Raw genomic sequence first — 23828 nt, forward strand, 5'->3', positions numbered from 1 at the left:
TTCAGATCTCGGCCGGGGTTTCCCCCACCGTGATATCGCGCCGATCCAAAAGGTGCGACCAGACCGCAAAAATCAAACCCAACCCGGCAATCACCACTCCGATCCACGGGATATCCTGATAGGACACACCATAGGTCAGCGCCATACCGCCCAGCCAGGCTCCCATGGCATTGCCCAGATTAAACGCCCCCTGATTAAGGGTAGAGGCCAGATTGGGTGCCCCCGATGCCTCGTTCACCACTCGCATTTGCAACGGCGAGACCAGCGCAAAGGCAACAATGCCCCAGGCAATAATCGTCAGAGTGGCGGGCCAGACCGCATGCAAGGTTTCGGTAAACAGCATCAAAACAACGATCAGCGCCACAAAAGTCAGAATCACCGCTGGCATCAAACGCCAGTCGCCCAGCCGCCCACCAATGAAATTCCCGACCGTCAACCCCACACCAAACAGCAACAGAACCAGTGTCACCCCGCGCGGTGTTACACCGGTCACATCCTGCAACATCGGGGTGATATAGGTGAAAACGCTAAACAGGCTGGCCGAGGCCAGAACGCTGATCAGCATGGCAAACAAAACCTGCGTCTTGCCCAGTGACCGGGCTTCGGCCAGCAGGCCATTGCTTTGGGCGCGGATATTACGCGGCAGGCACAGATAAAGGCCCATCGCCGCCACCACGCCAATCATCACCACCGCCCAGAAAGTCGCCCGCCATCCCAGTTCCTGCCCCAAGGCAGTACCAAACGGCACCCCCAGAACATTGGCCAGCGTCAGGCCGGAAAACATCAGGGCAATTGCCTGCACCCGTTTGTGCGGGGCAACCAGATTGGACGCCACAACCGCCCCCAATCCGAAAAATGCCCCGTGACAAAATGCCGTCACTACCCGCGCCATCATCAACAGCCAGTATCCCGGCGCAATAGCGCACAGGAAATTGCCCAGAATGAAAATCCCCATCAGCATCAGCAAAACCCGTCGCCGTTCCATCCGTGCGGTTGCCACTGCCAGAAACGGCGCACCAAACGTCACGCCCAGTGCATAACCAGTCACCAGCAACCCGGCCTGCGGGATCGTCACGCCCAGATCCAGCGCAACATCCGGCAACAGCCCCATAATCACAAATTCGGTGGTACCAATGCCAAATGACGCCAGAGCCAAGGCCAGAATCGGCAAACGCGCCACAAAGGCCGGAGAAAACACAGAAGACATCGGCAACCATCCGGAAAGGCGGGATCGTCAAGGGCGACGACACCAAATGCGGGAAACAGAATATAAAGCGGCTGATCTGCGTTTGACGCAGATTGAACCGATTCAAAAATGCCCGCAAACCGGACAGTATGCCATCGCTATGATGGCATAGAATCTATGCAAATTTGTCAAAGATCGGGGAGATTTTTGCGGTTTTATCCCGCCAGTTCGGCCACGATCCGCCGGGCCGCCCCCACCGGATCATCGGCACGGGTAATCGGACGGCCAATAACCAGCACATCCGCCCCGCGTGCCACGGCATCATGGGGGGTGACGATGCGTTTTTGATCGTCACTGGCCGCCCAGTCGGGACGAATGCCCGGTGTGACCAGTTTGAAATCCACCCCACATGCGGCACGCACCGCGTCAATTTCCTGTGCGGAACACACCACCCCGTCCAGACCGGCCTTTTGCGTCAATTCGGCCAGTTTCACCACCCGGTCCGACAATGGTCCGCGCAGACCGACATCATCCAGATCGCCCTGATCCAGACTGGTCAGGATGGTCACCGCAATCACCCACGGAGTTTCAACCCCGATTTTGGCAGCTGTTTCACGGGCGGCTTCGGCGGCGCGTTTCATCATCTCCACCCCGCCGGTAGCATGGACATTGACAATACGCAGACCCAGCGGCGTGACCGCCCGGATCGCCCCGGCAACCGTATTGGGAATATCGTGATATTTGACGTCCAGAAAAACCGGCAATCCGGCCTTTGCCACATCACGTACCCCTTGCGGACCGTGCGCGGCGAAAAATTCCTTGCCCAGTTTGGCCCCGCCAATCACGCCCGACAGTTTTTCTGCGAGCCCCACCGCCAGATCAAGATCGGTGGTATCGATGGCGCAGAAAATTCGGTCCTGGGGGCGCATGGGATATCCTCCGTCGCAGGCATAGGGGCGGGTCGGGCGTTTCTTAGCTGATTATCGCGTTAAAACCAACCAAAACACACCCCACCCCATCAGTCAAATACGCGGCAAGGCGGCTTGACCCTCTTTGGGATCTCTATCGGCAGGCAGGTCTTTTTCATTTTCGCGTTTCAGGCGGTGCAATTCGGTATCAAGCCGCCTTGCCGCCCGGCGATGTTTGCCCATAACCAGCCATTCAAATACCAACCCGATTCCCAACCCGACCACCAATGCCAACATTACCGGCGCAAACAAAGGCATGTCGATTTCGTAGGGCAGCGGCCACAAAGACAAGGTCACTGTCTGACGATTGGACACCGCAAAAACCGTCAACAGGATCGCCAGAGGAATGGAAATGACCCAGTAAAGAATGCGCATCAATGTCTCCTGCGTCCCGTTTAATGGGGTTTACCCGATCAGCATAACCGATCAACGCCACAATGTTAAAGCAAACGCCGCGCACAAAGGCGCGGCGCATAAAGGCCGTTTGTCAGACTACACCGAACGGCGCAGCGTACAATCGCCGTTTCAGTTCAGCCGCTCACGCAACTGTTTGCCGGTTTTGAAATAGGGTACTTTTTTCTCGCCGACCGGCACGGCCTCGCCGGTGCGGGGATTGCGACCGACACGGGCATCGCGATCCTTGACCGAAAACGCACCAAAGCCGCGCAATTCAACCCGGTCACCGCGCGCCAGCGCCTCGGTGATTTCATCAAAAATCGTCGCGACAATACGTTCAACATCGCGCTGATAAAGATGCGGGTTCAGTTCAGCCAACCGGGCAATCAGTTCTGATTTTGTCATATTCGGGCCCCGTCCTATACGGTTACACAGATTTCATCTCAACCAAAGGTTCGGATATGCTAAGTGGGCGCTTTCATTCAGGTTGCCAGACCGTAAGCAAACCGTCAAGTTTAAGTCCCTCAGAAGACAGGATTTTTCCAAGACTTCCCGAGATGAAAGCGTCCAGAAGCGAATCTTCCGGATAGTTGATTTCCAGCGGCACAACATCCAGATCAGGTGCAACACCCGCCTCATCATGCAGCCACCGCAAGGCTTCGCGACGTCCGCCGATTTCATCAATCAAACCGTTGGCCACCGCCTGCTGGCCGGTATAAACCCGGCCATCTGCGAGACGCTGAACCACCGCAAGATCAAGGTTCCGCCGTTCCGCCACCATCCCGGTAAACACATCAAACATGTCAGCAATCAGGCCTTGCATGGCATCACGGGCCTCGTCACTGGTTTCTTCAAACGGATTGGGGGCCGCTTTCAGCGGCCCGCTTTTTACCGTCAACGGCTCAATCCCAAGCTTTTCCAAGGTACCGGTGAAATTCATCGACTGAAAAATCACCCCGATTGACCCGGTAATGGTCCCGCGTCGCGCGACAATATGATCGGCGGCAATCGCCGCCATATATCCACCAGACGCCGCAACAGTCCCCATTTCGGCGACCACCGGGCGGGTTTCCCCAATCCGGCGCAGAGCCTCAAAAAGGGATTCGCCACCGACCATGGTGCCACCCGGACTGTTGACATGCACAATCAGCCCAACGACATCATCATCGTGTTCGACCTCTTCAAGGGTGGCCAGCAACCACGGGTCTTCGGTAATCACACCTTCAATCGTCACCTCGGCAATGCGCGGGCCGCTGTCCGATGATAACAGACCGCTTTGATACAGCCCGACAACAATGGCAACGACCACGGCCAGCAGCGCCAGAACCCGCCAGCGCAGGATCGATTTTTTCAGGCGGCGGCGGTCCAGAAGAATATCGGCATCAAGCGCCATGGGAACTCCGGCTTGTCACTTGGGAAAGTTAAAAATCATGCCTTTTCAAATGGTTTGTCCGGGCGTCCTTGGCAAGGACAAAAACCTGCCAACGATAAATTTTCCCGGTTTTACCGTTTCGGCACAAAAAACGGGCCACGCAAAGCGCAGCCCGTTTCCCGCCCGAAGGCATATTGATCGCAAGTGCGTGGATGCTTATTCAGCGTCCTGCTGTTTCTTGCGCAGGGCTTCGCCCAGAATATCGCCAAGCGATGCGCCGCTATCGACTGAACCGAAGTCCTTCATCGCTTTTTTCTCGTCTTCAACTTCCAGCACTTTCACCGACAGGGTGACCTTGCGGGTCTTGCTGTCGACAGAAATGACTTTGGCATCGACTTTTTCGCCAACGGCGAAGCGATCCGGACGCTGGTCCGAACGGTCACGCGACAGTTCAGCCTTGCGGATGAAGCCTTTGAGATCGGTGTCGCCAACCGAAACCTCAATCCCGCCGTCATTGACTTCGGTGATTTCACAGGTAACGGTATCGCCACGTTTGATGCCCAGAGCGGCTTCCTTGAACGGGTCTTCGGCAAGCTGTTTGATGCCCAGCGAAATACGTTCTTTTTCGACGTCAACATCAAGGACCTTGGCCTTGACGATATCGCCCTTCTTGAATTCCTTGATGACTTCTTCACCCGAACGGTCCCATGACAGGTCCGAAAGGTGCGCCATGCCGTCAATTCCGCCAAGCAGGCCGATGAACAGACCGAATTCGGTGATGTTCTTGACTTCGCCTTCAATTTCCGAGCCAACCGGATGGGCGGCAACAAAGGCATCCCACGGGTTCGAGGTGCACTGTTTGAGACCCAGCGAAATACGACGCTTCTGGGAATCAACGTCCAGCACCATGACTTCGACTTCCTGCGAGGTCGAAACGATTTTGCCCGGATGGATGTTTTTCTTGGTCCAGGACATTTCCGAAACGTGGACCAGACCTTCAACACCGGCTTCCAGCTCGACGAACGCGCCGTAATCGGTGATGTTGGTAACACGGCCTTCAAACTTGGAACCGACCGGGTATTTGGCTTCGACACCTTCCCACGGATCAGCTTCAAGCTGCTTCATGCCAAGCGAAATACGCTGGGTTTCCGAATTGAAGCGAATGACCTGAACCTTGACGGTCTGGCCGATCTGCAAGGCTTCGGACGGATGGTTGATACGTTTCCATGCAATGTCGGTAACGTGCAGCAGGCCGTCAACGCCACCCAGATCGACAAATGCGCCGTAATCGGTGATGTTTTTGACCACACCGTCCAGAATCTGGCTTTCCTGCAGATTCTGGATCAGTTCGGCGCGCTGTTCAGCGCGGGTTTCTTCAAGAACGGCACGACGCGAAACAACGATATTGCCGCGCGAACGATCCATTTTCAAAATCTGGAACGGCTGCGGGTTGTTCATCAGCGGCGTGACGTCGCGTACCGGACGGATGTCAACCTGGCTGCCCGGCAGAAACGCCACAGCGCCCGAAAGATCAACCGTAAAGCCACCCTTGACGCGACCAAAGATCGTGCCATCAACGCGCTTGCCTTCGTTGAACTGTTTTTCAAGTTCAATCCAGGATTCTTCGCGACGGGCTTTTTCACGCGACAGGACGATCAGGCCGTCCTTGTTTTCGTAACGGTCCACATAAACATCGACGGTATCGCCAATATTGACAGTGCCATTACCAAATTCTTTAAGCGGTACGCGGCCTTCGGATTTCAGACCCACATCGACGATGGCATCATCATCGGTGGTTTTCACGACGGTACCGGTAATAACGCGGCCAATAAAGCCTTCGTCTTCCGAGCCAAGAGCTTCGGCCAGCAGGTCGGCGAAATTTTCGCCAGTGGTAAATTGTGCTTGTTCAGCGGTCATCATTAAAGAGACTTCCTTTCGGGTTCGTCATCAGTATTCTGGCCAATCGGTTGTATCCGATGGTCTTGCCGCAAAAATGCGGCGGTGGTGCCAGACAACATTGCAGCCCGGACATACAGAAAAGCCCAACGGATTTTCATGCACGAAAAGGCGAACGATCTGCTCGTTCACCTTGGCCTGGTCTGTCGCCTGACGGCTCAAAACACCCGTTGCTCAGTCATCACCACGCATATGCGTGGTGATGTGCGCCATGACCGCATCAAACACTGCATTCGCATTCAAACGATCCGTATCGATATGGATCGCATCAATGGCCGGTTTAAGCGGTGCAACATCGCGCGCACTGTCGCGGGCATCACGTTCTTCAAGTTCCTTCAGAACGCGCTCGTATATAACAGCGGTATTTTTTTCCTGCAACTGTTTGAACCGGCGGCCCGCACGTTCGCCGACACTGGCCGTCAAATAGAACTTGATCGGCGCATCCGGACACACCACGGTGCCGATGTCGCGCCCGTCCAGAATGGCCCCACGCTTGCCACCTGGCGGATGGGCAGCCAGATTACGCTGAAAATCCAGCAATACGGCGCGAACCTTTGGAATCGCTGCTACTTTCGAGGCTGCCGTTCCGACTTCCTCGCTGCGCAAATCATCACGATCAAGATCAGCGGCCACCAGTTTTTCGGCGGCCTCAACGGCGGCGATGGCGTCTTCGGGATCATATCCCAGATCCAGAACCTTGCGCCCGGTCGCCCGGTATAAAAGCCCGGTATCAAGATAGGCATAGTCCAGCGCGTCGGCGACTCGGCGTGCCAGCGTGCCCTTGCCCGAGGCGGCCGGTCCATCAATCGCAATGATCATGACAGGATCCTTCTTTATATATAGATACGCAGAATCGGGCCGGATCAGATCGGATCAAGCCGGGGCAAAATGTGCGCCCAGTGCCGTCATCAAATCCTCGAACATCGGGAAACTGGTGGCAATCGGGGCGGCATCATCGACCGCAACCGGGTTTTCCGCCCCCATACCCAATACCAGAAACGACATGGCAATACGGTGATCCAGATGGGTTTCCACCCGCCCACCGCCCGGCACCATACCGCCGGTGACAATCAGATCATCACCTTCGATGCGATGAATGACACCATTCGCAACCAGACCGGCGGCAACCGCCGCCAAACGATCCGATTCCTTGACCCGCAATTCTTCAAGGTCGCACATCCGGGTTTCCCCCTCGGCATAGGCAGCGGCCACGGCCAGAACCGGATATTCGTCAATCATCGACGGAGCACGTTCCGCCGGAACCGTAATGCCTTTAAGGCGGTTCTTGCCGGTCACCACCAGATCACCGATGGTTTCGCCGGCTTCTTCGCGCTGATTGGTGATGGTGATGTCGCCACCCATTTCGATCAGGGTGGTGATCAGGCCGGTGCGCAACGGATTAAGACAGACATCGCGAATGGTGACATTCGATTCAGGATGGATCAGGGCCGCAACCAGCGGAAACGCCGCCGAACTGGGATCGGTCGGCACCACGATATCGGCGGCAGTCATTTCAACCGGACCAGTCAGGCTGACCGTGCGCCCGCCATCGTCATTAACCGTCACATCGACCGTCACCCCGAAATGCCGCAACATGCGTTCGGTATGGTCGCGTGATGGTTTGGGTTCGATTACGGTGGTGGTTCCGGCGGTATTCAGACCCGCCAGCAATACCGCCGATTTCACCTGGGCTGAGGCCATCGGCAGGGTATAGGACACCGGCATTGCCTCGTCCGTGCCGATCACCGCCATTGGCGGGCGACCGCGATCCCGGGTAACGAATTTTGCACCAAATTGCGCCAGCGGGTCTGCCACCCGGCCCATTGGCCGTTTGCACAGGGACGCATCGCCGGTGAAAAATGTTGTAATCGGATGCGTGGCGACAATCCCGGCCAACAGGCGGATGCCGGTCCCGGCATTGCCCATATCAATCACACTGTCTGGTTCGCGCAGGGCACCGACACCCACACCGCGCACATGCCATTTACCTTCGTCATCTCGGGTCACAGTGGCACCCAGTTTGCGCATGGCATCGGCAGTAGCCAGAACATCTTCGCCTTCCAGCAGACCTGAAATCACCGTTTCACCGATTGCGAGGCCGCCAAACATCAGGGCGCGATGGGAAATGGATTTGTCGCCGGGAACCCGGATATCGCCGGTAAGCGACCCGCATTTGCGTGATTGCAATGAACGTCTGGTCTGCGAAGAACTCATTTGGTCTGCCTGTGGTCTGTCAAATTTGGGGTGATCGCGGCACGATACACAAATTCCGGCAGAAAAAACCCGAAAAAGATGCATCTTGCAAATCGGGCACCGTCCTAGCACAGACCACCGCCCGACACCAGCTTTCAGGCGGTTTTTAAGGGTTGTTGCCCCGCGCCGGGGATGTTGGCATCGGGCGGGTTGTCGGCTTTGTCACAAATGCGATCCATCGTGTGCAATTTCCTTTTGACAAGCGGGACACGAGATGGCAATTGGGCCGTTATGTGTAAAGGGAATTTGACCTTTATCTCTTTTTAGAAAATCACGGTATTTAACGAGGGTCTACCGTAATGTCAGCACGCGGTAAGAAACGGCACTGTCTAGCTTGCGGAACCAAATATTACGATCTTAATCGTACCCCTGTCGTCTGCCCGAAATGCGGCATTGCCGATGGTGTGGCGAAACCCAAGAAAGCCGCGGTTGCAAAACCGAAGCCCGAAGAAGATGAAGACATTGATGATGTCATTGATCTCGATGCCGACGTTGATGACGTGGATGATGACGATATCGGCGACGATCTGCTTGAAGATGCATCTGATCTTGGCGAAGATGACGATGACCTCGGCGAGGTTCTCGAACATGTCGAAAACGACGATCTGGACCGCTAGTATTTTTTGAAAATAGGGCTTGCCAAGCGCTGGCGAACCTTCTAAATATCCCCGCGCCGCAACGGATTTCTGTGTAAATCCTTGCGGCGCGATTAAAAGGGGCCGTAGCTCAGTTGGGAGAGCGCTACAATGGCATTGTAGAGGTCGTCAGTTCGATCCTGATCGGCTCCACCATCAAAACCCGTCGCCAAAAGCGACGGGTTTTGTCTTTTACATCGCAGAAATCAAGGCCAGCATCAAATCGTCGGATAGGTGCTTTTTTCATTGTCAGCACCAGACTCATCATCCCAAATCAATTTAATATGATGCTTGCTCTTCGAACCATAAGAAACCGCAGCGATCAGCTCAACCGACTGAAACTGCTCAAGCACTTCTAAAGGAAATTTCCTCTCGACATCTGAGTTAATAAAAGTGTCATTGCCTTCTGGAAATTCAATGCGGACATTTCGGGCCGTAGCCTTGCCCATATTCCATATCTTGAGGCGATGCTTGCTGTTTCCCAACGTGATAAATTTTGCACCAAGGTCTGCCTTCTGTGAGTCGCGCACTTGGTTTTCACCCTGCTCAAGCAACAAATTATTAAGACGCTCTTGGCTATCGATTAAAGATTTCTGCCGCTCGTTAAAAGACAACGTTTTCCATGTGGCATATCCAGAGAAAACCAGAGCCATCAGAGCCATCAGAGCCATCAGAGCGATTACATCACTTATAGATAAAGTAAATTCCATCTATTTTATTCTAATATATTTGTTGCCTTTAAAAGAATTCTTCAAATAATCGCGGAAATCATCGATTATCTCTTTTTTGATTTCCTCGACATGCTCCGAGATATTTTCTTCATTCTCCCGGATCAAATCATCTTTCGCAATTTCTCGCTTGCACACCACGCATTTCGCAACCTCAATGGCTTGATCAACCCCATTAGAGAATTCAAACATCTCTCCCCCGCAGGTTGGGCAAAGGAGCGGAATGCTTTTATTATATTTGTTGCTATCAACACCCATTGGTCACCTCAATCCATGACAATGATTATCTACAGCTGAAGATAGTAACTCACCAAACAGAACATATCAAGAACAAATATTCACCCCCTGATGCATAGGATAAATTTGAATGTTCAGTGCAATGTCTGCGGCGTTGCCGTAGAATCGGGATCGGTCGGCAGAAGCGATGATCCCGGCAGGGTAATTGTCGCCGGGACGCGACGCACCACCATGAAACGGCCTGTGACCGGCACGCCCTTTTCCTGACGCAAAATGCCGGTGGCATCCGACACAATATCAAGCCCGGCCTGCGCCAGCCAGCCGCGCACCGCATCGCCATGATGGCGGAAACGTTGGCCGCGTCCCAGATCAAACGGATAGATGTCCCCGTCTTCAAGGCTGAAGACCATCAGCCCCCCCATTTCCATCCGCGCCGTGGCGGCGGTGAAAACCGGGGCAAGGTCGCCCAGATAATTCAGAACATCAGCTGCCACCACCAGACCATACCGGTCCGCCAACCCGCCCTGCTGTGTTACGGGAAGTGCTGTGATATCGGCAGCAATAAGGGTCTGATACAGGCCCTTGGCCCGTGCACGATTGATCATGCGTGGCGATAAATCCACCCCGTCCATGCCATCAACATGGGCGGCAAAAATATCCCCCGCAAGGCCAGTGCCGCAGCCCAGATCAAGCAGACGGAGCGGACGCGGCAAACCGGGCAGCAAGGCGCGGACCGCCTCAAACAATAATTCCGGCCCGCGATAGGCAAGGCCATCGCGCAAGGCCGCATCAAAACGCGGGGCATAATCATCGAACAGCGCGCGGACATAATCCGGCGGCAAGCGGTCGCGTTGCGCCATTGCGCCCAGCAAGGTCAGGCGCACTTCGGCCCCGCGCCGGTCCTGTGGATCAAGGGCAAGACAGCGCCGGAAGGCTTCGACGGCATTTTCGGGCTGACCGGCCTTTTCATACAAATCGCCCAGCACAAAATGCGTCTCGTCCCAATCCGGGTCAGCCTCAATCGCGGCCTGCGCCACGTCAAGGGCGGCAGAAATGTCGTTCTGTTCAAGAAGGGCCAGTGCAAATTCCAGACGGCGGCTGGCGGTCAGGCGGTCTTTGCTCATTTATGGAAGGAACCCCGGGCGGTTGCACCATCGCAACACATGTTTTCATGCCTGCTATATCATCCTGTTTAAGGCTTTTGGCAAGCCGGATAATATCTCATAAAAACAACGCATTATATTTTCAGAAACCCGACCCTCCCGAATCACAGGGCATGTTTTCGGCATAATTGTTCTTGCTTAACATTATAAAAACATAATATTATGATGTTGGTTAAATCCTGCGGGAGCGTTTTAATGGAAAATTTCACGCCGTTATCGGCCCTGATCGGCGGTGGTCTTATCGGGCTGGCATCGGGGCTTTACCTGATCCTTAATGGCCGGATCGCCGGGATTAGTGGCATTGTCGGAACCCTTCTGACCCCAAACGGGTCGGAACGATGGGAAAAACTGGCCTTTGTCGCCGGGTTGATCATCGGGCCGCTTTTGATAATCGCCCTGCCGGGTTTTGCGCTTGAAAGCGTGGTCCGGGCAAGTTGGCCGGTTATTATTCTGGGCGGGATTCTGGTGGGTTTTGGCACCCGTCTGGGCAGTGGCTGCACCAGCGGGCATGGCATTTGCGGGTTGTCGCGGATGTCGGCACGTTCGCTGATGGCGACCCTTGCCTTTATGACGGCGGGTTTTGTCACGGTCTTTATCCTTCGCCATCTGATCGGAGCCTGACACCATGCGCATTTTTTCCGCCCTGTTGTGTGGCGTGCTGTTTGGGGCCGGTCTTGCCATATCGGGCATGATCAACCCGCAAAAGGTTCTGGCATTTCTTGATATCGCCGCCATCGCGTCGGGAGGCTGGGACCCCAGCCTTGCCTTTGTTATGGGCGGTGGCCTGTTGGCAGCATTGCCGTTTTTCTGGCTGGCCCGTCGGCGCACCGGGGCAATTTGCGGCGGTGACATCGCCTTGCCAACACGCCGCGATATCGATCGCGACCTGATTGTCGGTGGTCTGATGTTTGGCGCAGGATGGGGATTGGTGGGGTATTGCCCCGGCCCGGCGATCAGCGCACTGGCACTGGGTCAGGTCGAAACCGTCGTTTTTGTTTTTGCCATGCTGGCGGGCATGGTGTTGCACCGGATCACCGGTGGTCTGCCCGCCACCTGCCCCCTTACCGGCCCCCAATCCCGGTAAGACTGACGGCGATGCCGTTTCCCCCCGCGACGGCATCGTCGTTTTCTTGTGATCCGGCAGGCAGGACATGGCAGCCATTCCGCGATCCTGCCATCATCCCCCTTGTCATCGGGCACCGGCTGTCCTAAGTGCTGATGCACATTGTCATCAGCCCAAAAAGGACTGCGATGAAGATCGGCATTCTGGAAACCGGGTTTGTGCCCGAAGATCTGCAAGACACCCATAAAAGTTACCCGGCGATGTTTCAAAACATGTTGCTGGCCCTTGATCCGTCCTTGCAGTTCCATGTCTGGCCGGTTCTGGAAAATGATTTTCCCGGTGCCGTGACGGATGCCGATGCATGGATCGTCACCGGATCGAAACACGGGGTTTATGAAAGCCTGCCGTGGATGATCCGGCTGCAAGCCCTGCTGCGCGATATTGTCAGCAACGGCGTTCCGGTTTTCGGGGTGTGTTTCGGTCATCAGATCATGGCCGAGGCGCTGGGCGGCAAGGTGATCAAATCCGACAAGGGCTGGGGCATTGGTGTGCATCAATATGACATCACGCCACAGACCCCGGCATGGCTGGGTGCGGCCCCTTCATCCATCCGTCTGCATGCCTTTCATCAGGATCAGGTGATTATACTGCCCGAAGGTGCACAGGTCTGGGCCAGTTCGGAATTCTGTCCTTATGCCGCCCTGCAATATGGCGACACTGCCGCCTCGATCCAGCCACACCCGGAATTTTCCCGGTCTTATGAAACCGCGCTGCTGGATACACGGCGCGGCACGGTGATCCCCGAAGAAATCGCCACCCCGGCGGAAAAATCGCTGGAATTGCCGGTTGATAGTGGATTATTCGGGCAATGGATGCTTGATTTCCTGCGTCAGACCCATAAACGCAAGGTAGCGTAATCGGCCATCCCGCTAAAATGGTTCTACTTTTGCGGATCGTGTTCTAGACTGCATCAAATAAACGGATGCATGAGGGCCGCCATGATCCCGAAACTGCGATTATATTCCGGACTGACCCTGTTTGGATATGTCCTCACGCATCTTTTGAACCATGCTGCCGGGATCATCTCGCCCGAAGCAATGCATCTTGCCGGTCAATACACCAGCAGTCTGTGGAAATTTCCGCCGCTTGAAATTCTGTTATTTGCCGCCCTGCTGGTGCATTTCTTTCTGGCGACCGGGCATCTGACGCAACGGCGCAGCCTGCGTTTGCGCAAATGGGAATGGGCACAGCTTGTTTTGGGTCTGTGCATTCCGGTCCTGTTGTTTCAGCATATTATCGGCACCCGCATTGTCGAACTTGGCCACGGGATCGACCCGTCCTTTGAACGGGTGTTGCTGGATCTGGTGATTTTCAAGCCGGAAAACGGTGTGCTTCAAGTCCTCACGGTGCTGGTCGTGTGGATACATGGCTGTATCGGCATTCATTTCTGGCTGCGGATCAAACCCGGTTATACTCATTGGCGCGGAATTCTGGGAACGTTGTCGGTAATTGTCCCGACGCTTGCCCTTGCCGGATTTGCCGCAAGTGCCATGGAAATCCTGCGACGTACCGAGGCGGGCGGGCGCGGTTATCTGGTTTCCGTCATTGAAAAAGCCGGGGTCACCGCCGAAGGGGCAGCCTTTTTTGAACGGATGCTGATCCCCGGCCTGATTGTCAGCCTTGTTCTGGCCGGGGGACCGTTTGTGGTGCGACAGATCAGGCAGACCCTTGATCGTGCCCGGCGCGGGCCGGTGTTGAATCTGCCCAATGGCCGGGCGGCGCGGGTGCCGCCGGGGGCGACCGTACTGGAAGCGTTGCGCGATGCCGGGATCGATATTGCCTCGGTTTGTGGCGGGCGCGGGCGTTGTACCACCTGTCGCATTCATTGCGGATCGGGACTGGATCAGCTTGATATGCCTGGCCGGGTGGAACAGGCCGCCCTGCGCAGCATCAATGCCCCGCATGGCTTGCGTCTGGCTTGTCAGATCCGGCCACAACATGATCTGGCAGTTGCGCCGTTGCTGGCCCCCAATGCCACCGCGCGCGACGGAAAACGCCCCGGCGGCCTGTCAGGCAGCGAACGTCAGGTGGTGGTTCTGTTTGCCGATTTGCGCGATTCCACCAAACTGGGCGAAACCAAAATGCCCTATGACGTGCTATTTATCCTTAATCAGTTTTTTGCCGAAATGACCGATGCCCTGCGTCAGACCGGCGGCCTTTATGCACAATTTAATGGCGATGGCCTGATGGCGCTTTATGGCCTTGATACCCGCGATACCGAATTGATGATCCATCAGGCGGTACGCGGAGCTGGCGAAATGCTGCGCAGGATGGATCAGTTGAACGCCCATCTTGAAAGCGAATTGCCCCATCGTTTGCGCATGGGCATTGGCCTGCATCTGGGCGAGGCAATTGTCGGGGAAATGGGCCCACCTGGTCGCGAAAATATCAGCGCGATTGGCGATACCATCAATACCGCCGCCCGCCTTGAAAGCCGGACCAAGGAACATGGTGTGTCGCTTGTGATGTCGCGGGCCCTGTTTGATCATGGTGGGCTTGAAGTACCCGCCGATGCCGTTCTGCACGAGGTTGCCCTGCGCGGCAAGGCGCAAAATGTTGCCTATTATGCCCTTGAAACCCTGCCGGAATTGCCCGATATCACCGAAAATCCGACCCCATCCACCCCGCCCGCCCTGCAACCACAACCGGCATAATCGCCATAATAAACCGGTTGCGATGCAGCAAGGCTCTTGACTATCGCGCACAAAACCACATTTACTGAGGAAAGGCTGTATTCTGGCGCCGAAAGGTTCGGGTCAGATTTTTCAGACGCCTTGCCGGGTCTGAAGTTTTTCGCGCTCGCTCAATGAGAGGAGGTGCACTGTGTCACGTATTTCAATGTTCAACAGTCCGTTATTGCTTGGTTTTGACCAGATCGAACGGGTTCTGGATCAGGTTTCAAAAACCAAGGCCGAAGGGTATCCGCCCTATAATATCGAACAGATTGGCGAGAACCATCTACGCATTTCCGTCGCCGTTGCCGGTTTTTCTGATGACGATCTTTCGGTCACCACCGAAGACAACCAGTTGATCATTCGCGGAAAACATCAGGAAGACGAAAGCAACCGCATCTATATTCACCGGGGCATTGCCTCGCGCCAGTTTCAGCGGTCCTTTGTCCTTGCCGAAGGCATTGAGGTTATCGGGGCCCATCTCGACAACGGTTTGCTGCATATCGATTTGAATCGTCCGGTGCCGGAGCCGGTGGTTCGTGAGATCGCCATAAATTCCGGCAAGAAAAAAGCCGTGCCGTCGCGCACTATCGACATGCGTGTCGAAGATACCGACGACAAAGACAATGCCTGAGCGCACGGCATGAAAAGGAGTGGTTTGAATGACTGACCGCATCACCGATTACGACGATTCCGACGACGCCATGTTCGCCGACGAAGATTTGCACAGGCTGTCTGCCGGCGATTTTGCCATGCTCGGCATTCAGGATTTCGCCTATGTGCGTGAACTGGTCGATGACAGCGCCAAACACGGTTACGGCGTCTTTACCGCCGATGGCACCCATATTGCCACCTTTGACAGCTATGCCGTGGCCTTTGCCGCCATCCGGCAGCACGATATGGAACCACGCGCCGTTCATTGATCGTCAATTTTGGCGGGCCATTATCAAAACAGGCGGACTCTTGCGGTGCCGCCTGTTTTGCATTTGATTATCCTTGACGGATTTCGATAATTTCACCGGGTATCGCCACCCGCAACTGCGGATCATCGCGGACCAGGTCAATGATGCGGCTGCGGTAATCGCGTTTGATGTGATACAGCCAAAACCGGGCACCAGGCATATCGGCGGCCATTTCGCGCACCGTTTCCAGATCGCAATGCGCCGCATGGGCCGGATCGGGCGCAGGCAGATAGGTTTCCTGAAAGACCAGATCGGCGCGGGCGAACAGGGCAATGGTATCGGGCGTAACATTGCCATCGCCGGAATAGGCAAAAGACCCGCCGTCATGTTGCAACAGGATCGCGTGGTTGCGCACACTGTGATTTGACAGGGCAAACCAGGTTTGAAACGGACCGATTTGCGGGGTGTCCGATGTCAGATGCCAGACGATCTCAAACGGCCAGGCACTGCCCAGCCCTTCAAAACCAATCGCCATCAGTTTTTCCAAATGTCCGCGCAATTGTTCAGTCACCACAATGTCCAGCGGTTTGGACCGGCCATCATCGCGCCAGTTCAGCAACACCGGCACCAACCCGAACACATGATCCGGATGCATATGGGTAAAATAAATGCCGTCAATGGCATCGGGATCCGGATACCGTTTCAGCAAGGGTGCCATCACCGACGCCCCGCAATCAATCATCAGGCGGTATCCCCCGGCACTGACCACAACCGATGAATTGCAGAATTCGGGATCAAACGCCTCGCCAACTCCCAGAACCTCGATACGCATATGTCCACCCACCCCGTTACCGCCGTCATCGTTGCTATCTTTGAGGCGGTTGCCGGAATTTGGCAAGTCCTTCAAAAATAGTTCACACAACGATGACGGACTGTAACATGAAAGGCGGGGCCAGAAAAATCAGCGCGCCAAAACGCTGGCAGCCTGTCGCGTCCGGTCTACCGACCCGGCAACAAGACCGGCCGAATCCTGAATACCCTTGATGTTTTCGGCAAAAGATTCAACACCCTGCGACATGGTTTGCATATTGTTGGATACATCATTGGTCACGGCACTTTGTTCTTCGACCGCCGATGAGATGCTGGTGATGCTATCACGCACCGTTTCGACCGACCCGCGAATGGTAACAAGCGCGTCCACCACTTCGGTGGTGATCGACTGAATCCCGGCAATTTCCCCGGCAATCTGGTCGGTGGCGCGTGCCGCCTGATTGGCAAGGTTTTTCACCTCGTTGGCAACCACGGCAAATCCCTTGCCGGCGTCACCCGCCCGGGCTGATTCAATGGTGGCATTCAGCGCCAAAAGGTTGATCTGACCGGCAATATTCTGGATGACTTCGACAATATTGCCCATCGATGCCACGACATCGGCCATGCGCTGGGTCGAACCATTGGCCTCGACCGTCTGGTCAAATACCTGTTCGGTGGCGGTACGCGATTGCGCCATGCTGCGCGAAATTTCGCCAATTGATGCCGATAATTCTTCGGCACTTGCGGCAACCGTTTGCACGGTGGCCGCCGTTTCTTCAGAGGCGCTGGTGGCGTGATGAGCAGCTTCTTCAAGCCGTTTGATCGTGGTGTCGATTTCGCTGAAATTATTGTCGATCATGGATTTCAGTTCGACCAGCAGATTGACCTGATCAGTCACATCGATGGCATATTTGACCACTTTAAACGGTTTGTCATTAGCGTCGAGAATTGGATTATAGGACGCCTCGATCCACACAACCTTGCCATTCTTGCCGATCCGCTTGAACTGGCGAGCCTGATATTCCCCGTCATTCAGGGCCTTCCAGAAATCGGTATAATCCCGGCTTTTGGCATAATCGGGTTCGACAAAAATCCTGTGATGTTTGCCTTTGACTTCGTCCAGACGATATCCCATGGCATTCAGGAAATTGGCATTCGCATCGACAATCGTACCATCCATCGTAAATTCGATCACCGCCTGCGATTTGCCTATGGCATCAACCTGCCCCTGAAGATTGGCGCGATCCATCCGGCGTTCGGTAATATCGATGGCAAATTTGACAATTTTAAGCGGCTTGCCATTACTGCCCAATACCGGATTATAGGATGCCTCAAGCCAGATGTGCGAACCGTCCTTTGCCACCCGCTGAAACACGGCCTTCTGGTAGGTGCCATCGCGCAGTTTTTTCCAGAAATCCTGATATCCAGGTGACTCACGTTCGCGATCCGTCACAAAGATACTGTGATGTTTGCCTGCCACTTCACTGGCGCTATAGCCCATCACTTTGAGGAAATTCGGATTGGCCCGCAAAACCCGGCCATCCAGCGAAAATTCAATCACCGCCATCGAGGCATCCAGCGCCTTCATAACCTGAAGGGCTTCCTGACCTTCTGCGGACCGGAAAAAGTTCAACAAAGCCATCGCACGAATCCTCATACTGAAACATCCAAAGGTATGTAACCTACCCTTAAGGGTCTTATACCGATACCTATACTAACCTAAAACGATTTTGGCGCATAGCACAGATGCAATTATATCTTGCAGGTTGTGATCGGGGCCACAGAAGGAAGGTCAAATAGCTATACGGAATGGGGGGATGTCTGGATCAGGAAGGCCAATCGGCCAGATAACGCGACAGGTCGGGATGGGCATCTTTTTCGGAAATTACCCGCCCGGATACCGACATCCCGGCCAAACGAGTCGAATCGGGGTTTCCGGTCACAAGAGGGTGCCAGTCGGGCAGGTCCGTTCCTTCGTTGATCAAACGATACGCACATGTCGAGGGCATCCACGACAATTCATCAAGATTGTCGGGTGATAAAATCACGCAATCGGGCACCAGAACGCTGCGATTGGGATAATCCTTGCAACGACAGGAGGTACAATCAAACAACAGGCAGCCGACGGTGGTATAAAATACCTCGTCTGTGTCTTCGTCCTGCAATTTGTGCAGGCAACATTTCCCGCAACCGTCACACAGGGATTCCCATTCTGCCGAACTCATCTCGCGCAGGGATTTGGTTTTCCAAAAGGGGGAATTATCCGGTTGATCGGTCATCTTGCTCTCTCTGCCTCGGCGTCACCGACCCTGACGGGGATCGGTTGTCTTGTCTGTTTATACAGGATTATGTCGCCGCCGCACAGATCAGGTGCAAAAAGGAACCAAACACCGATCCGTTGATCAGACCGGTTTCGCCCAAATTCCGGCCATCGGCGGTGGTCGCCGTCAGCCATCCCGGCCCGTCGGCGCGCAGGGTCCGGGCATAATGGAATTCATGACCGCGCCACCGGTCCCCGACCCCGCCCAACCGGTTTTCACGGGTCAAAGTCATATCGCGATAGCCCAGATGTAATTCACGGTCGGCAAAACTGGTGACCAGCGGCAACAAACCCGCCATTGCATGGGCATGCCCCGCCCCGTCAATCAGGGTGTCGCCCAGCACCATATAGCCCCCGCATTCGCCGTAAACCGGGATATCCCGGGCAGCGGCCCGATGCAGGGCGGATTTGAAATTTTCGGCGGCGGCCAATACCCCGCCATATAATTCCGGATAACCGCCCGGCAGATACACCGCATCGCAACCGGCATCGGGCCCCTGATCGGCAAGGGGCGAGAAAAACGACAGTTCCGCCCCCTGATCGCGCCAGTCGTCCATCAGATGCGGATAGGCAAAGGCAAAAGCATCGTCGCGGGCAATGGCAATACGATGTCCCAAGGGAGCAATCATGCCCGCCCGTGTATCTGACACAGCAATTTCACCGGTTTGGGCGGGCGGAATCAGGGCCTGCAAGGCGGCCAGATCAATATCCTCGGCGATGATGGTGGCGGCGCGTTGCAAAAAACCGTCCAGTCCGGCATGCTCGGAGGCCTGCACCAGCCCCAGATGCCGTTCGGGCAAAACCAGATCATCGTGGCGGCGAACCGCGCCCAGAACGGGAATATCGGGTATGGCTTTGGCACAGGCCGCAACGATCATATCGCGATGTCGGGAACTGCCGACCTTGTTCAAAATCACCCCGGCAATCCGGACATCGCGGCGAAAATGTGCAAATCCGGCGATCACAGCGGCGGCCGATGCCGCCTGCCCGCGCACATCCATCACCAGAACCACCGGCCAGTTCATGAGGGCGGCCAGATCGGCGCTGGCACCGCTGCCATCCGCCGCACCGTCAAACAGGCCCATCGCCGCCTCGCAGATCATCACACGCCCCCCGGCAACCTGCCGGGCGGCCAGACGATTGATCTGGGTGGAACTCATCGCCCACGGGTCAAGATTGATGCAGCTTTGGCGGCTGGCGGCGGCCTGAAAGGCCGGATCGATATAATCCGGCCCGGCCTTGGCGGCGGTCACGGCAATGCCGCGATTGGCAAGGGCGCGCAAAATGGCCAGCGTGATCACCGTCTTGCCACTGTTGGAAGACGGGGCGGCAATCATCAGGCCGGGAAGATGTGGCATCATCAATCCTGTTCCCGCCCTGTGGCGCAATCAGCTGTTTTCGACAACTTTGGTAATGCCCGCCGCAATATTTTCCGGCGTTTCACCATAATTGAAATGGCGGACATATTGCCCGTCCGGTCCCATCAGATAGATAAAGGACGAATGATCCATCAGATAGGCATCGGAATCTTCGGCCTGACCCTCGTCAAAGGCCTTGGCGTAATAAACGCGGTAGGCCTTGGCCGCCGCCGTTGTCTGTGCCTCTGTGCCGGTCAGACCGATCAGGCGGTCATGAAAATGCGGGACATAAGACGCCATCGCCTCGACATCGTCGCGTTCCGGGTCCACGGTGATGAAAATCGGCTGAACCTGTTGTGCCACATCCGCATCAAGCAAATCCAGCCCGGCAGACATCGCCTGCAATTCGGTCGGGCAGACATCCGGGCAGAAGGTATAGCCGAAATATACCAGCATGTATTTCCCGGCAAAATCCTGTTCAGTGCGGGTTTGCCCAGCCTGATCGATCAGTTCAAACGACCCGCCGATGCTGGCCGTGCCGGTCGAGGTCACAGCAGACGATACCGGCGCATGCCCGCCCACGCCCAACAGGCGATAGCCAAACCCGATACCCAGCACCAGCACAATGGCGACGACGACCAGAAGCGTTCTTCTCTGCACAATTCACCTGTCTGCTTTGGAGATGCCACAATTTCCGGCACATCCCTGTTAACATGTTGGGGGCACTATAAAGTGCGCGTGGTCTGTTGCAACATCCGATGTCATGACATGATTTTATGTCGGGTTTCAGGCAATCTGACCATAGGCCAGAACCGCCAGAACCAGCGCATTGGCAATCATCAATCCCCGCCCGACCGGCGTCATCACCGCCCGAAACCGGCCTGCGGCAAAATGGCCCAGCATGCCGGTCACCACCAGCATCGGCACCGTACCAAGGCCAAAGGCCGCCATCACAAAACCGCCCGACAGCGCCGACCCGCCCGCCGCCGCCAGCATCAGCGCCCCGTAAATCAGCCCGCATGGAATAAAACCCAACATGATGCCCAGCCCGTACCCCCGCACGCCATAAGGGGCGGCAAATAACGGGCGCAAACGATCGCCAATCAGGCGGTTCCACCACAAGCCGATTTTACCGCTTATCGCACCCTGTCCCTGCGGTTTCGCCTGCGACAGGCCCAGATGCGGCACCAGCCCGGTCACCCCGTAAATCAGGAAAAACAGCGCAGCCAGAACCAGCAAAACCGGGGTCAGCCACGCAATTTGCACCAGTGCCGAGATGCTATCGGCAAAATAACCGGCCAGAATCCCCATAAGTGTATAGGTGGTCAGTCGGCCAAAATGATAGGGCAGCAGGGCCGCCCCGGTCAGACGCCGCCATTCGCGCATTTTTTCCAGCGGCACATTTTCCATTCGCGCCGTCACCTGGCTGATGACAAACGGGCCGCACATGCCGATGCAATGGGTCACACTGCCGACCAGACCGGCCAGCAAGGCGGTGATCATCACCCCGCCATCCTGCCGGATGACCGTGCTGCATTGCGCCCAGCCCGCCTCGATGATGCGGATCAATATCTGTTGTTCGTCCATCGTCATTCCCGTTACAGACCGGCGCACGGGCGGGCCGGATCGTGGATGCGATTGTGCCGGGCGCACCGCCAGACGACAACGATATATATCAATATCGGAAAATTCAGTCTTTGCCACCGGCGGGGGCCAGCAAATCGAGAATCCGGTCAAACGGTACATTGCGCACCGTTTTCACATCATCTTGCGGTGACAGCCAGTTCAACCGGTCGCGCAAATCCACCACCTTGCCGACAATACAGACCGCCGGGGGTTCCAGATTGGCCTTTTCCACATCATCGGCGGCATTGGCCAGCGTGGTGATCAGGATGTGCTGATCGGCGGTGGTGGCCCGGCTGATGATGGCGACCGGTTCATCGCCGGTGCGGCCATTGGCCATCAGTTCGCCGGAAATGCGCCGCAGATGTTTCATCGCCATATACATCACCAGCACCGGTGCGCCCTGTGCCAGGGCGGCCCAGTTGATGTTGTCGGGGACCTCGCCACTGGCACCGTGGCCGGTGACAAAGGTCACCGATGAATTGCAATCGCGATGCGTGGTGGGAATCCCGGCATAGGCGGCCCCGGCAATCCCGGCGGTAATGCCCGGCACCACCCGGAACGGCACCCCATGTTCCACCAGAGTCAGGCCTTCTTCGCCGCCCCGGCCAAACACAAACGGATCGCCGCCCTTGAGACGCAAAACCCGCAATCCCTGTTGCGCCAGTTCGACCAGATACAGCGAAATATCGGCCTGTTTGGCCGATGGACGTCCGCCGCGCTTGCCCGCATAAATCCGCTGGGCCTCGGGCCGCAACAATTTCAATATCCGGTCATCAACCAGCGCATCATAGACGACGATATCGGCCTGCTGCATGGCATTGACCGCATGCAGGGTCAACAAACCGGGGTCACCCGGCCCGGCCCCGACCAGCCAGACCCAGCCCGGTTCAAAAACAGGAAAATCAATACCCAGTGTTGCCATCCGTTCGTGCGCGCCCTTGTCGTCCTGTATCCATAGCGGTGATGTCTTGTGCCTATCATGTTCCATCCCGCAGGGAAATATATCTGATCAATACCGCGCAAGACGAAAATCGGGAACCTTTTCCATGACGGGGCGTTTTCAACACGGGCTTTTCTGTCCCATGCGCCATTCCTGCCAACCCCGCCATCTTGATCGAAACATTACATCATGTCCGACAGCACGCCCTTTCGCCGCAACCATCCGACGCGCCCGTTGCATGTCCTGATTTTTGGCGGGACCCGTGATGCCAACACCATTGCCCGCCGCCTGCGCGAGGAATTTGGCCAGAATATCCGCCTGCAATTGTCGCTGTCGGAACGGGACCGTGCGCCGCGCCTGCCCAAGGGTGTGCCGGTGCGCATCGGGCCGTTTGACGGCCCCGAGGATATCATTGCCCTGATCGGGGCGGACCGGATTGATCTGGTGATTGATGCCACTGATTCCTTTGCCACCAAAATATCGCAGTGCGTTGCCCAGGCCTGTCAGGCGGCGCTGACCCCGTGCATCCAGTTTCGCCGTCCGGCATGGCGACCGGGGCCCGATGACAACTGGACATCGGTTTACAGCATGGAAGAAGCCGCAAAAGCCCTACGCCATCGTGGCAGTCGCGCCCTGGTCGCGGTGGGTCGTCAGGAACTGGACCGATTCGGTGATCTTCCCGATATCTGGCTTCTGGTACGCACGGTCGAAGCGCCCAAGCATACCTTTGACATCGCGCGGGGCGACTGGCTGTTTGTGCGCGGCCCGTTTTCGGTGGAGGGCGAAATTGAACTGCTGGAACGACACGGCATCGATATTATTGTCTGTAAAAACAATGGAGGGACGGCCAATCAGGGCAAACTGGTTGCCGCCCGCCGCCTGAAAATTCCGGTGATCATGGTCGAACGCCCGGCCATGCAGCCGGTCGATCAGGCACAGGACATCGGCCAAGTCGTTGAAAAAATTCGGGTTTCCATGGCCTGACAAATTATTTTCCGAAAACTGAAAAAAGTTCTTGATTTGTTCTTTTCGCTGTGGCATAACAGAAAAATCAACGGGGCAAATGCGCCCGGACCGAAACCCGCAAGGCACCCTGCCTTGCGGGTTTTTGCGTTTGGGCCAGAGGAAAGAGATGATGATGCAGCGATACAAAGACAGACAGGGCGGCGGGGAAACCCGCAAG

Annotated in this window: 26 protein-coding genes and 1 tRNA gene; 9 read left to right on the forward strand and 18 right to left on the reverse strand. The window is 55.9% G+C overall.

Annotated elements, in window-relative coordinates; genetic code table 11:
• Nucleotide 1: 1 nt before the first annotated feature.
• The 8 genes from Q8O73_RS19995 to aroA all read right to left on the reverse strand — a co-directional run bounded on the left by Q8O73_RS19995 (nt 2) and on the right by aroA (nt 8092).
• A complete protein-coding gene (locus tag Q8O73_RS19995) occupies nt 2-1207 on the reverse strand; it encodes an MFS transporter (RefSeq protein WP_305559973.1) in 1206 nt (401 codons plus the stop codon).
• A gap of 194 nt (nt 1208-1401) precedes the next feature.
• Complete coding sequence (gene pyrF, locus Q8O73_RS20000) at nt 1402-2115, reverse strand: orotidine-5'-phosphate decarboxylase (RefSeq protein WP_305559974.1); 714 nt, start codon at nt 2113-2115, stop codon at nt 1402-1404.
• 93 nt (nt 2116-2208) lie between these two features.
• On the reverse strand, nt 2209-2529 hold the full coding sequence (locus Q8O73_RS20005; protein WP_305559975.1) for a lipopolysaccharide assembly LapA domain-containing protein: 321 nt from the start codon (nt 2527-2529) through the stop codon (nt 2209-2211).
• A gap of 150 nt (nt 2530-2679) precedes the next feature.
• The gene (gene ihfB / locus Q8O73_RS20010) at nt 2680-2955 is read right to left on the reverse strand and encodes an integration host factor subunit beta (protein WP_305559976.1); all 276 of its coding nucleotides are present in this window, start codon (nt 2953-2955) and stop codon (nt 2680-2682) included.
• 73 nt (nt 2956-3028) lie between these two features.
• Entirely contained in the window at nt 3029-3943 is a 915-nt protein-coding gene (sppA, locus tag Q8O73_RS20015; protein ID WP_305559977.1) for a signal peptide peptidase SppA, read from the reverse strand.
• 195 nt (nt 3944-4138) lie between these two features.
• The gene (gene rpsA / locus Q8O73_RS20020) at nt 4139-5842 is read right to left on the reverse strand and encodes a 30S ribosomal protein S1 (RefSeq protein WP_305559978.1); all 1704 of its coding nucleotides are present in this window, start codon (nt 5840-5842) and stop codon (nt 4139-4141) included.
• 210 nt (nt 5843-6052) lie between these two features.
• The gene (cmk, locus tag Q8O73_RS20025) at nt 6053-6697 is read right to left on the reverse strand and encodes a (d)CMP kinase (RefSeq protein ID WP_305559979.1); all 645 of its coding nucleotides are present in this window, start codon (nt 6695-6697) and stop codon (nt 6053-6055) included.
• A 54-nt stretch (nt 6698-6751) separates the two neighbouring features.
• Nucleotides 6752-8092, reverse strand: a complete 1341-nt coding sequence (aroA, locus tag Q8O73_RS20030) for a 3-phosphoshikimate 1-carboxyvinyltransferase (RefSeq protein WP_305559980.1) — start codon at nt 8090-8092, stop codon at nt 6752-6754.
• Between the two features lie 338 nt (nt 8093-8430).
• On the opposite strand from aroA, the gene Q8O73_RS20035 reads away from it, so the two are divergent.
• Entirely contained in the window at nt 8431-8748 is a 318-nt protein-coding gene (locus Q8O73_RS20035; protein ID WP_305559981.1) for an FYDLN acid domain-containing protein, read from the forward strand.
• Nucleotides 8749-8846: 98 nt separating this feature from the next.
• A tRNA-Ala gene (locus Q8O73_RS20040) sits at nt 8847-8922 on the forward strand.
• Nucleotides 8923-8984: 62 nt separating this feature from the next.
• Here Q8O73_RS20040 and Q8O73_RS20045 read toward each other — a convergent pair.
• The 3 genes from Q8O73_RS20045 to Q8O73_RS20055 form a co-directional block, all read right to left on the reverse strand.
• Nucleotides 8985-9476 carry a hypothetical protein gene (locus Q8O73_RS20045; protein ID WP_305559982.1) on the reverse strand — a complete coding sequence of 164 codons (492 nt, stop codon included), beginning with the start codon at nt 9474-9476 and terminating at the stop codon, nt 8985-8987.
• Nucleotides 9477-9752, reverse strand: coding sequence for a hypothetical protein (locus Q8O73_RS20050; RefSeq protein ID WP_305559983.1), 276 nt, complete (start codon nt 9750-9752; stop codon nt 9477-9479).
• 113 nt (nt 9753-9865) lie between these two features.
• Entirely contained in the window at nt 9866-10855 is a 990-nt protein-coding gene (locus tag Q8O73_RS20055; RefSeq protein ID WP_305559984.1) for a class I SAM-dependent methyltransferase, read from the reverse strand.
• A 234-nt stretch (nt 10856-11089) separates the two neighbouring features.
• Between Q8O73_RS20055 and Q8O73_RS20060 the strand changes: the two genes are divergently transcribed.
• The 6 genes from Q8O73_RS20060 (at nt 11090) to Q8O73_RS20085 (ending at nt 15612) form a co-directional block, all read left to right on the forward strand.
• The gene (locus tag Q8O73_RS20060; protein WP_305559985.1) at nt 11090-11515 is read left to right on the forward strand and encodes a YeeE/YedE family protein; all 426 of its coding nucleotides are present in this window, start codon (nt 11090-11092) and stop codon (nt 11513-11515) included.
• Nucleotides 11516-11519: 4 nt separating this feature from the next.
• A complete protein-coding gene (locus tag Q8O73_RS20065; RefSeq protein ID WP_305559986.1) occupies nt 11520-11978 on the forward strand; it encodes a DUF6691 family protein in 459 nt (152 codons plus the stop codon).
• 167 nt (nt 11979-12145) lie between these two features.
• Nucleotides 12146-12874 (forward strand): gamma-glutamyl-gamma-aminobutyrate hydrolase family protein, encoded by a 729-nt coding sequence (locus tag Q8O73_RS20070; RefSeq protein WP_305559987.1) that lies wholly within the window; start codon nt 12146-12148, stop codon nt 12872-12874.
• 81 nt (nt 12875-12955) lie between these two features.
• Nucleotides 12956-14671: an adenylate/guanylate cyclase domain-containing protein gene (locus tag Q8O73_RS20075; protein ID WP_305559988.1), complete on the forward strand. Its 1716-nt coding sequence runs from the start codon at nt 12956-12958 to the stop codon at nt 14669-14671.
• A gap of 169 nt (nt 14672-14840) precedes the next feature.
• Entirely contained in the window at nt 14841-15323 is a 483-nt protein-coding gene (locus Q8O73_RS20080) for an Hsp20 family protein (RefSeq protein ID WP_305559989.1), read from the forward strand.
• Nucleotides 15324-15351: 28 nt separating this feature from the next.
• On the forward strand, nt 15352-15612 hold the full coding sequence (locus Q8O73_RS20085) for a DUF1150 family protein (protein ID WP_305559990.1): 261 nt from the start codon (nt 15352-15354) through the stop codon (nt 15610-15612).
• A gap of 67 nt (nt 15613-15679) precedes the next feature.
• Here Q8O73_RS20085 and Q8O73_RS20090 read toward each other — a convergent pair whose 3' ends face one another.
• The 7 genes from Q8O73_RS20090 to cobA form a co-directional block, all read right to left on the reverse strand.
• On the reverse strand, nt 15680-16498 hold the full coding sequence (locus Q8O73_RS20090; protein ID WP_305559991.1) for an MBL fold metallo-hydrolase: 819 nt from the start codon (nt 16496-16498) through the stop codon (nt 15680-15682).
• 54 nt (nt 16499-16552) lie between these two features.
• Nucleotides 16553-18043, reverse strand: coding sequence for a PAS domain-containing methyl-accepting chemotaxis protein (locus Q8O73_RS20095; protein WP_305559992.1), 1491 nt, complete (start codon nt 18041-18043; stop codon nt 16553-16555).
• Between the two features lie 184 nt (nt 18044-18227).
• Nucleotides 18228-18680 (reverse strand): YcgN family cysteine cluster protein, encoded by a 453-nt coding sequence (locus Q8O73_RS20100; protein WP_305559993.1) that lies wholly within the window; start codon nt 18678-18680, stop codon nt 18228-18230.
• A gap of 67 nt (nt 18681-18747) precedes the next feature.
• Complete coding sequence (locus tag Q8O73_RS20105) at nt 18748-20082, reverse strand: cobyrinate a,c-diamide synthase (protein WP_305559994.1); 1335 nt, start codon at nt 20080-20082, stop codon at nt 18748-18750.
• 27 nt (nt 20083-20109) lie between these two features.
• A complete protein-coding gene (locus Q8O73_RS20110) occupies nt 20110-20739 on the reverse strand; it encodes an SCO family protein (protein ID WP_305559995.1) in 630 nt (209 codons plus the stop codon).
• A 126-nt stretch (nt 20740-20865) separates the two neighbouring features.
• Nucleotides 20866-21666: a sulfite exporter TauE/SafE family protein gene (locus Q8O73_RS20115; RefSeq protein WP_305559996.1), complete on the reverse strand. Its 801-nt coding sequence runs from the start codon at nt 21664-21666 to the stop codon at nt 20866-20868.
• A 103-nt stretch (nt 21667-21769) separates the two neighbouring features.
• Nucleotides 21770-22627 carry a uroporphyrinogen-III C-methyltransferase gene (gene cobA, locus Q8O73_RS20120; protein WP_305560004.1) on the reverse strand — a complete coding sequence of 286 codons (858 nt, stop codon included), beginning with the start codon at nt 22625-22627 and terminating at the stop codon, nt 21770-21772.
• A 207-nt stretch (nt 22628-22834) separates the two neighbouring features.
• Here cobA and Q8O73_RS20125 point away from each other — a divergent pair, with 207 nt between their 5' ends.
• The gene (locus tag Q8O73_RS20125) at nt 22835-23629 is read left to right on the forward strand and encodes a cobalt-precorrin-6A reductase (RefSeq protein WP_305559997.1); all 795 of its coding nucleotides are present in this window, start codon (nt 22835-22837) and stop codon (nt 23627-23629) included.
• The last annotated feature ends 199 nt before the right edge of the window (nt 23630-23828 follow it).

It is taken from the genome of Thalassospira sp. (assembly GCF_030690045.1).
Classification (GTDB): Bacteria; Pseudomonadota; Alphaproteobacteria; order Rhodospirillales; family Thalassospiraceae; genus Thalassospira.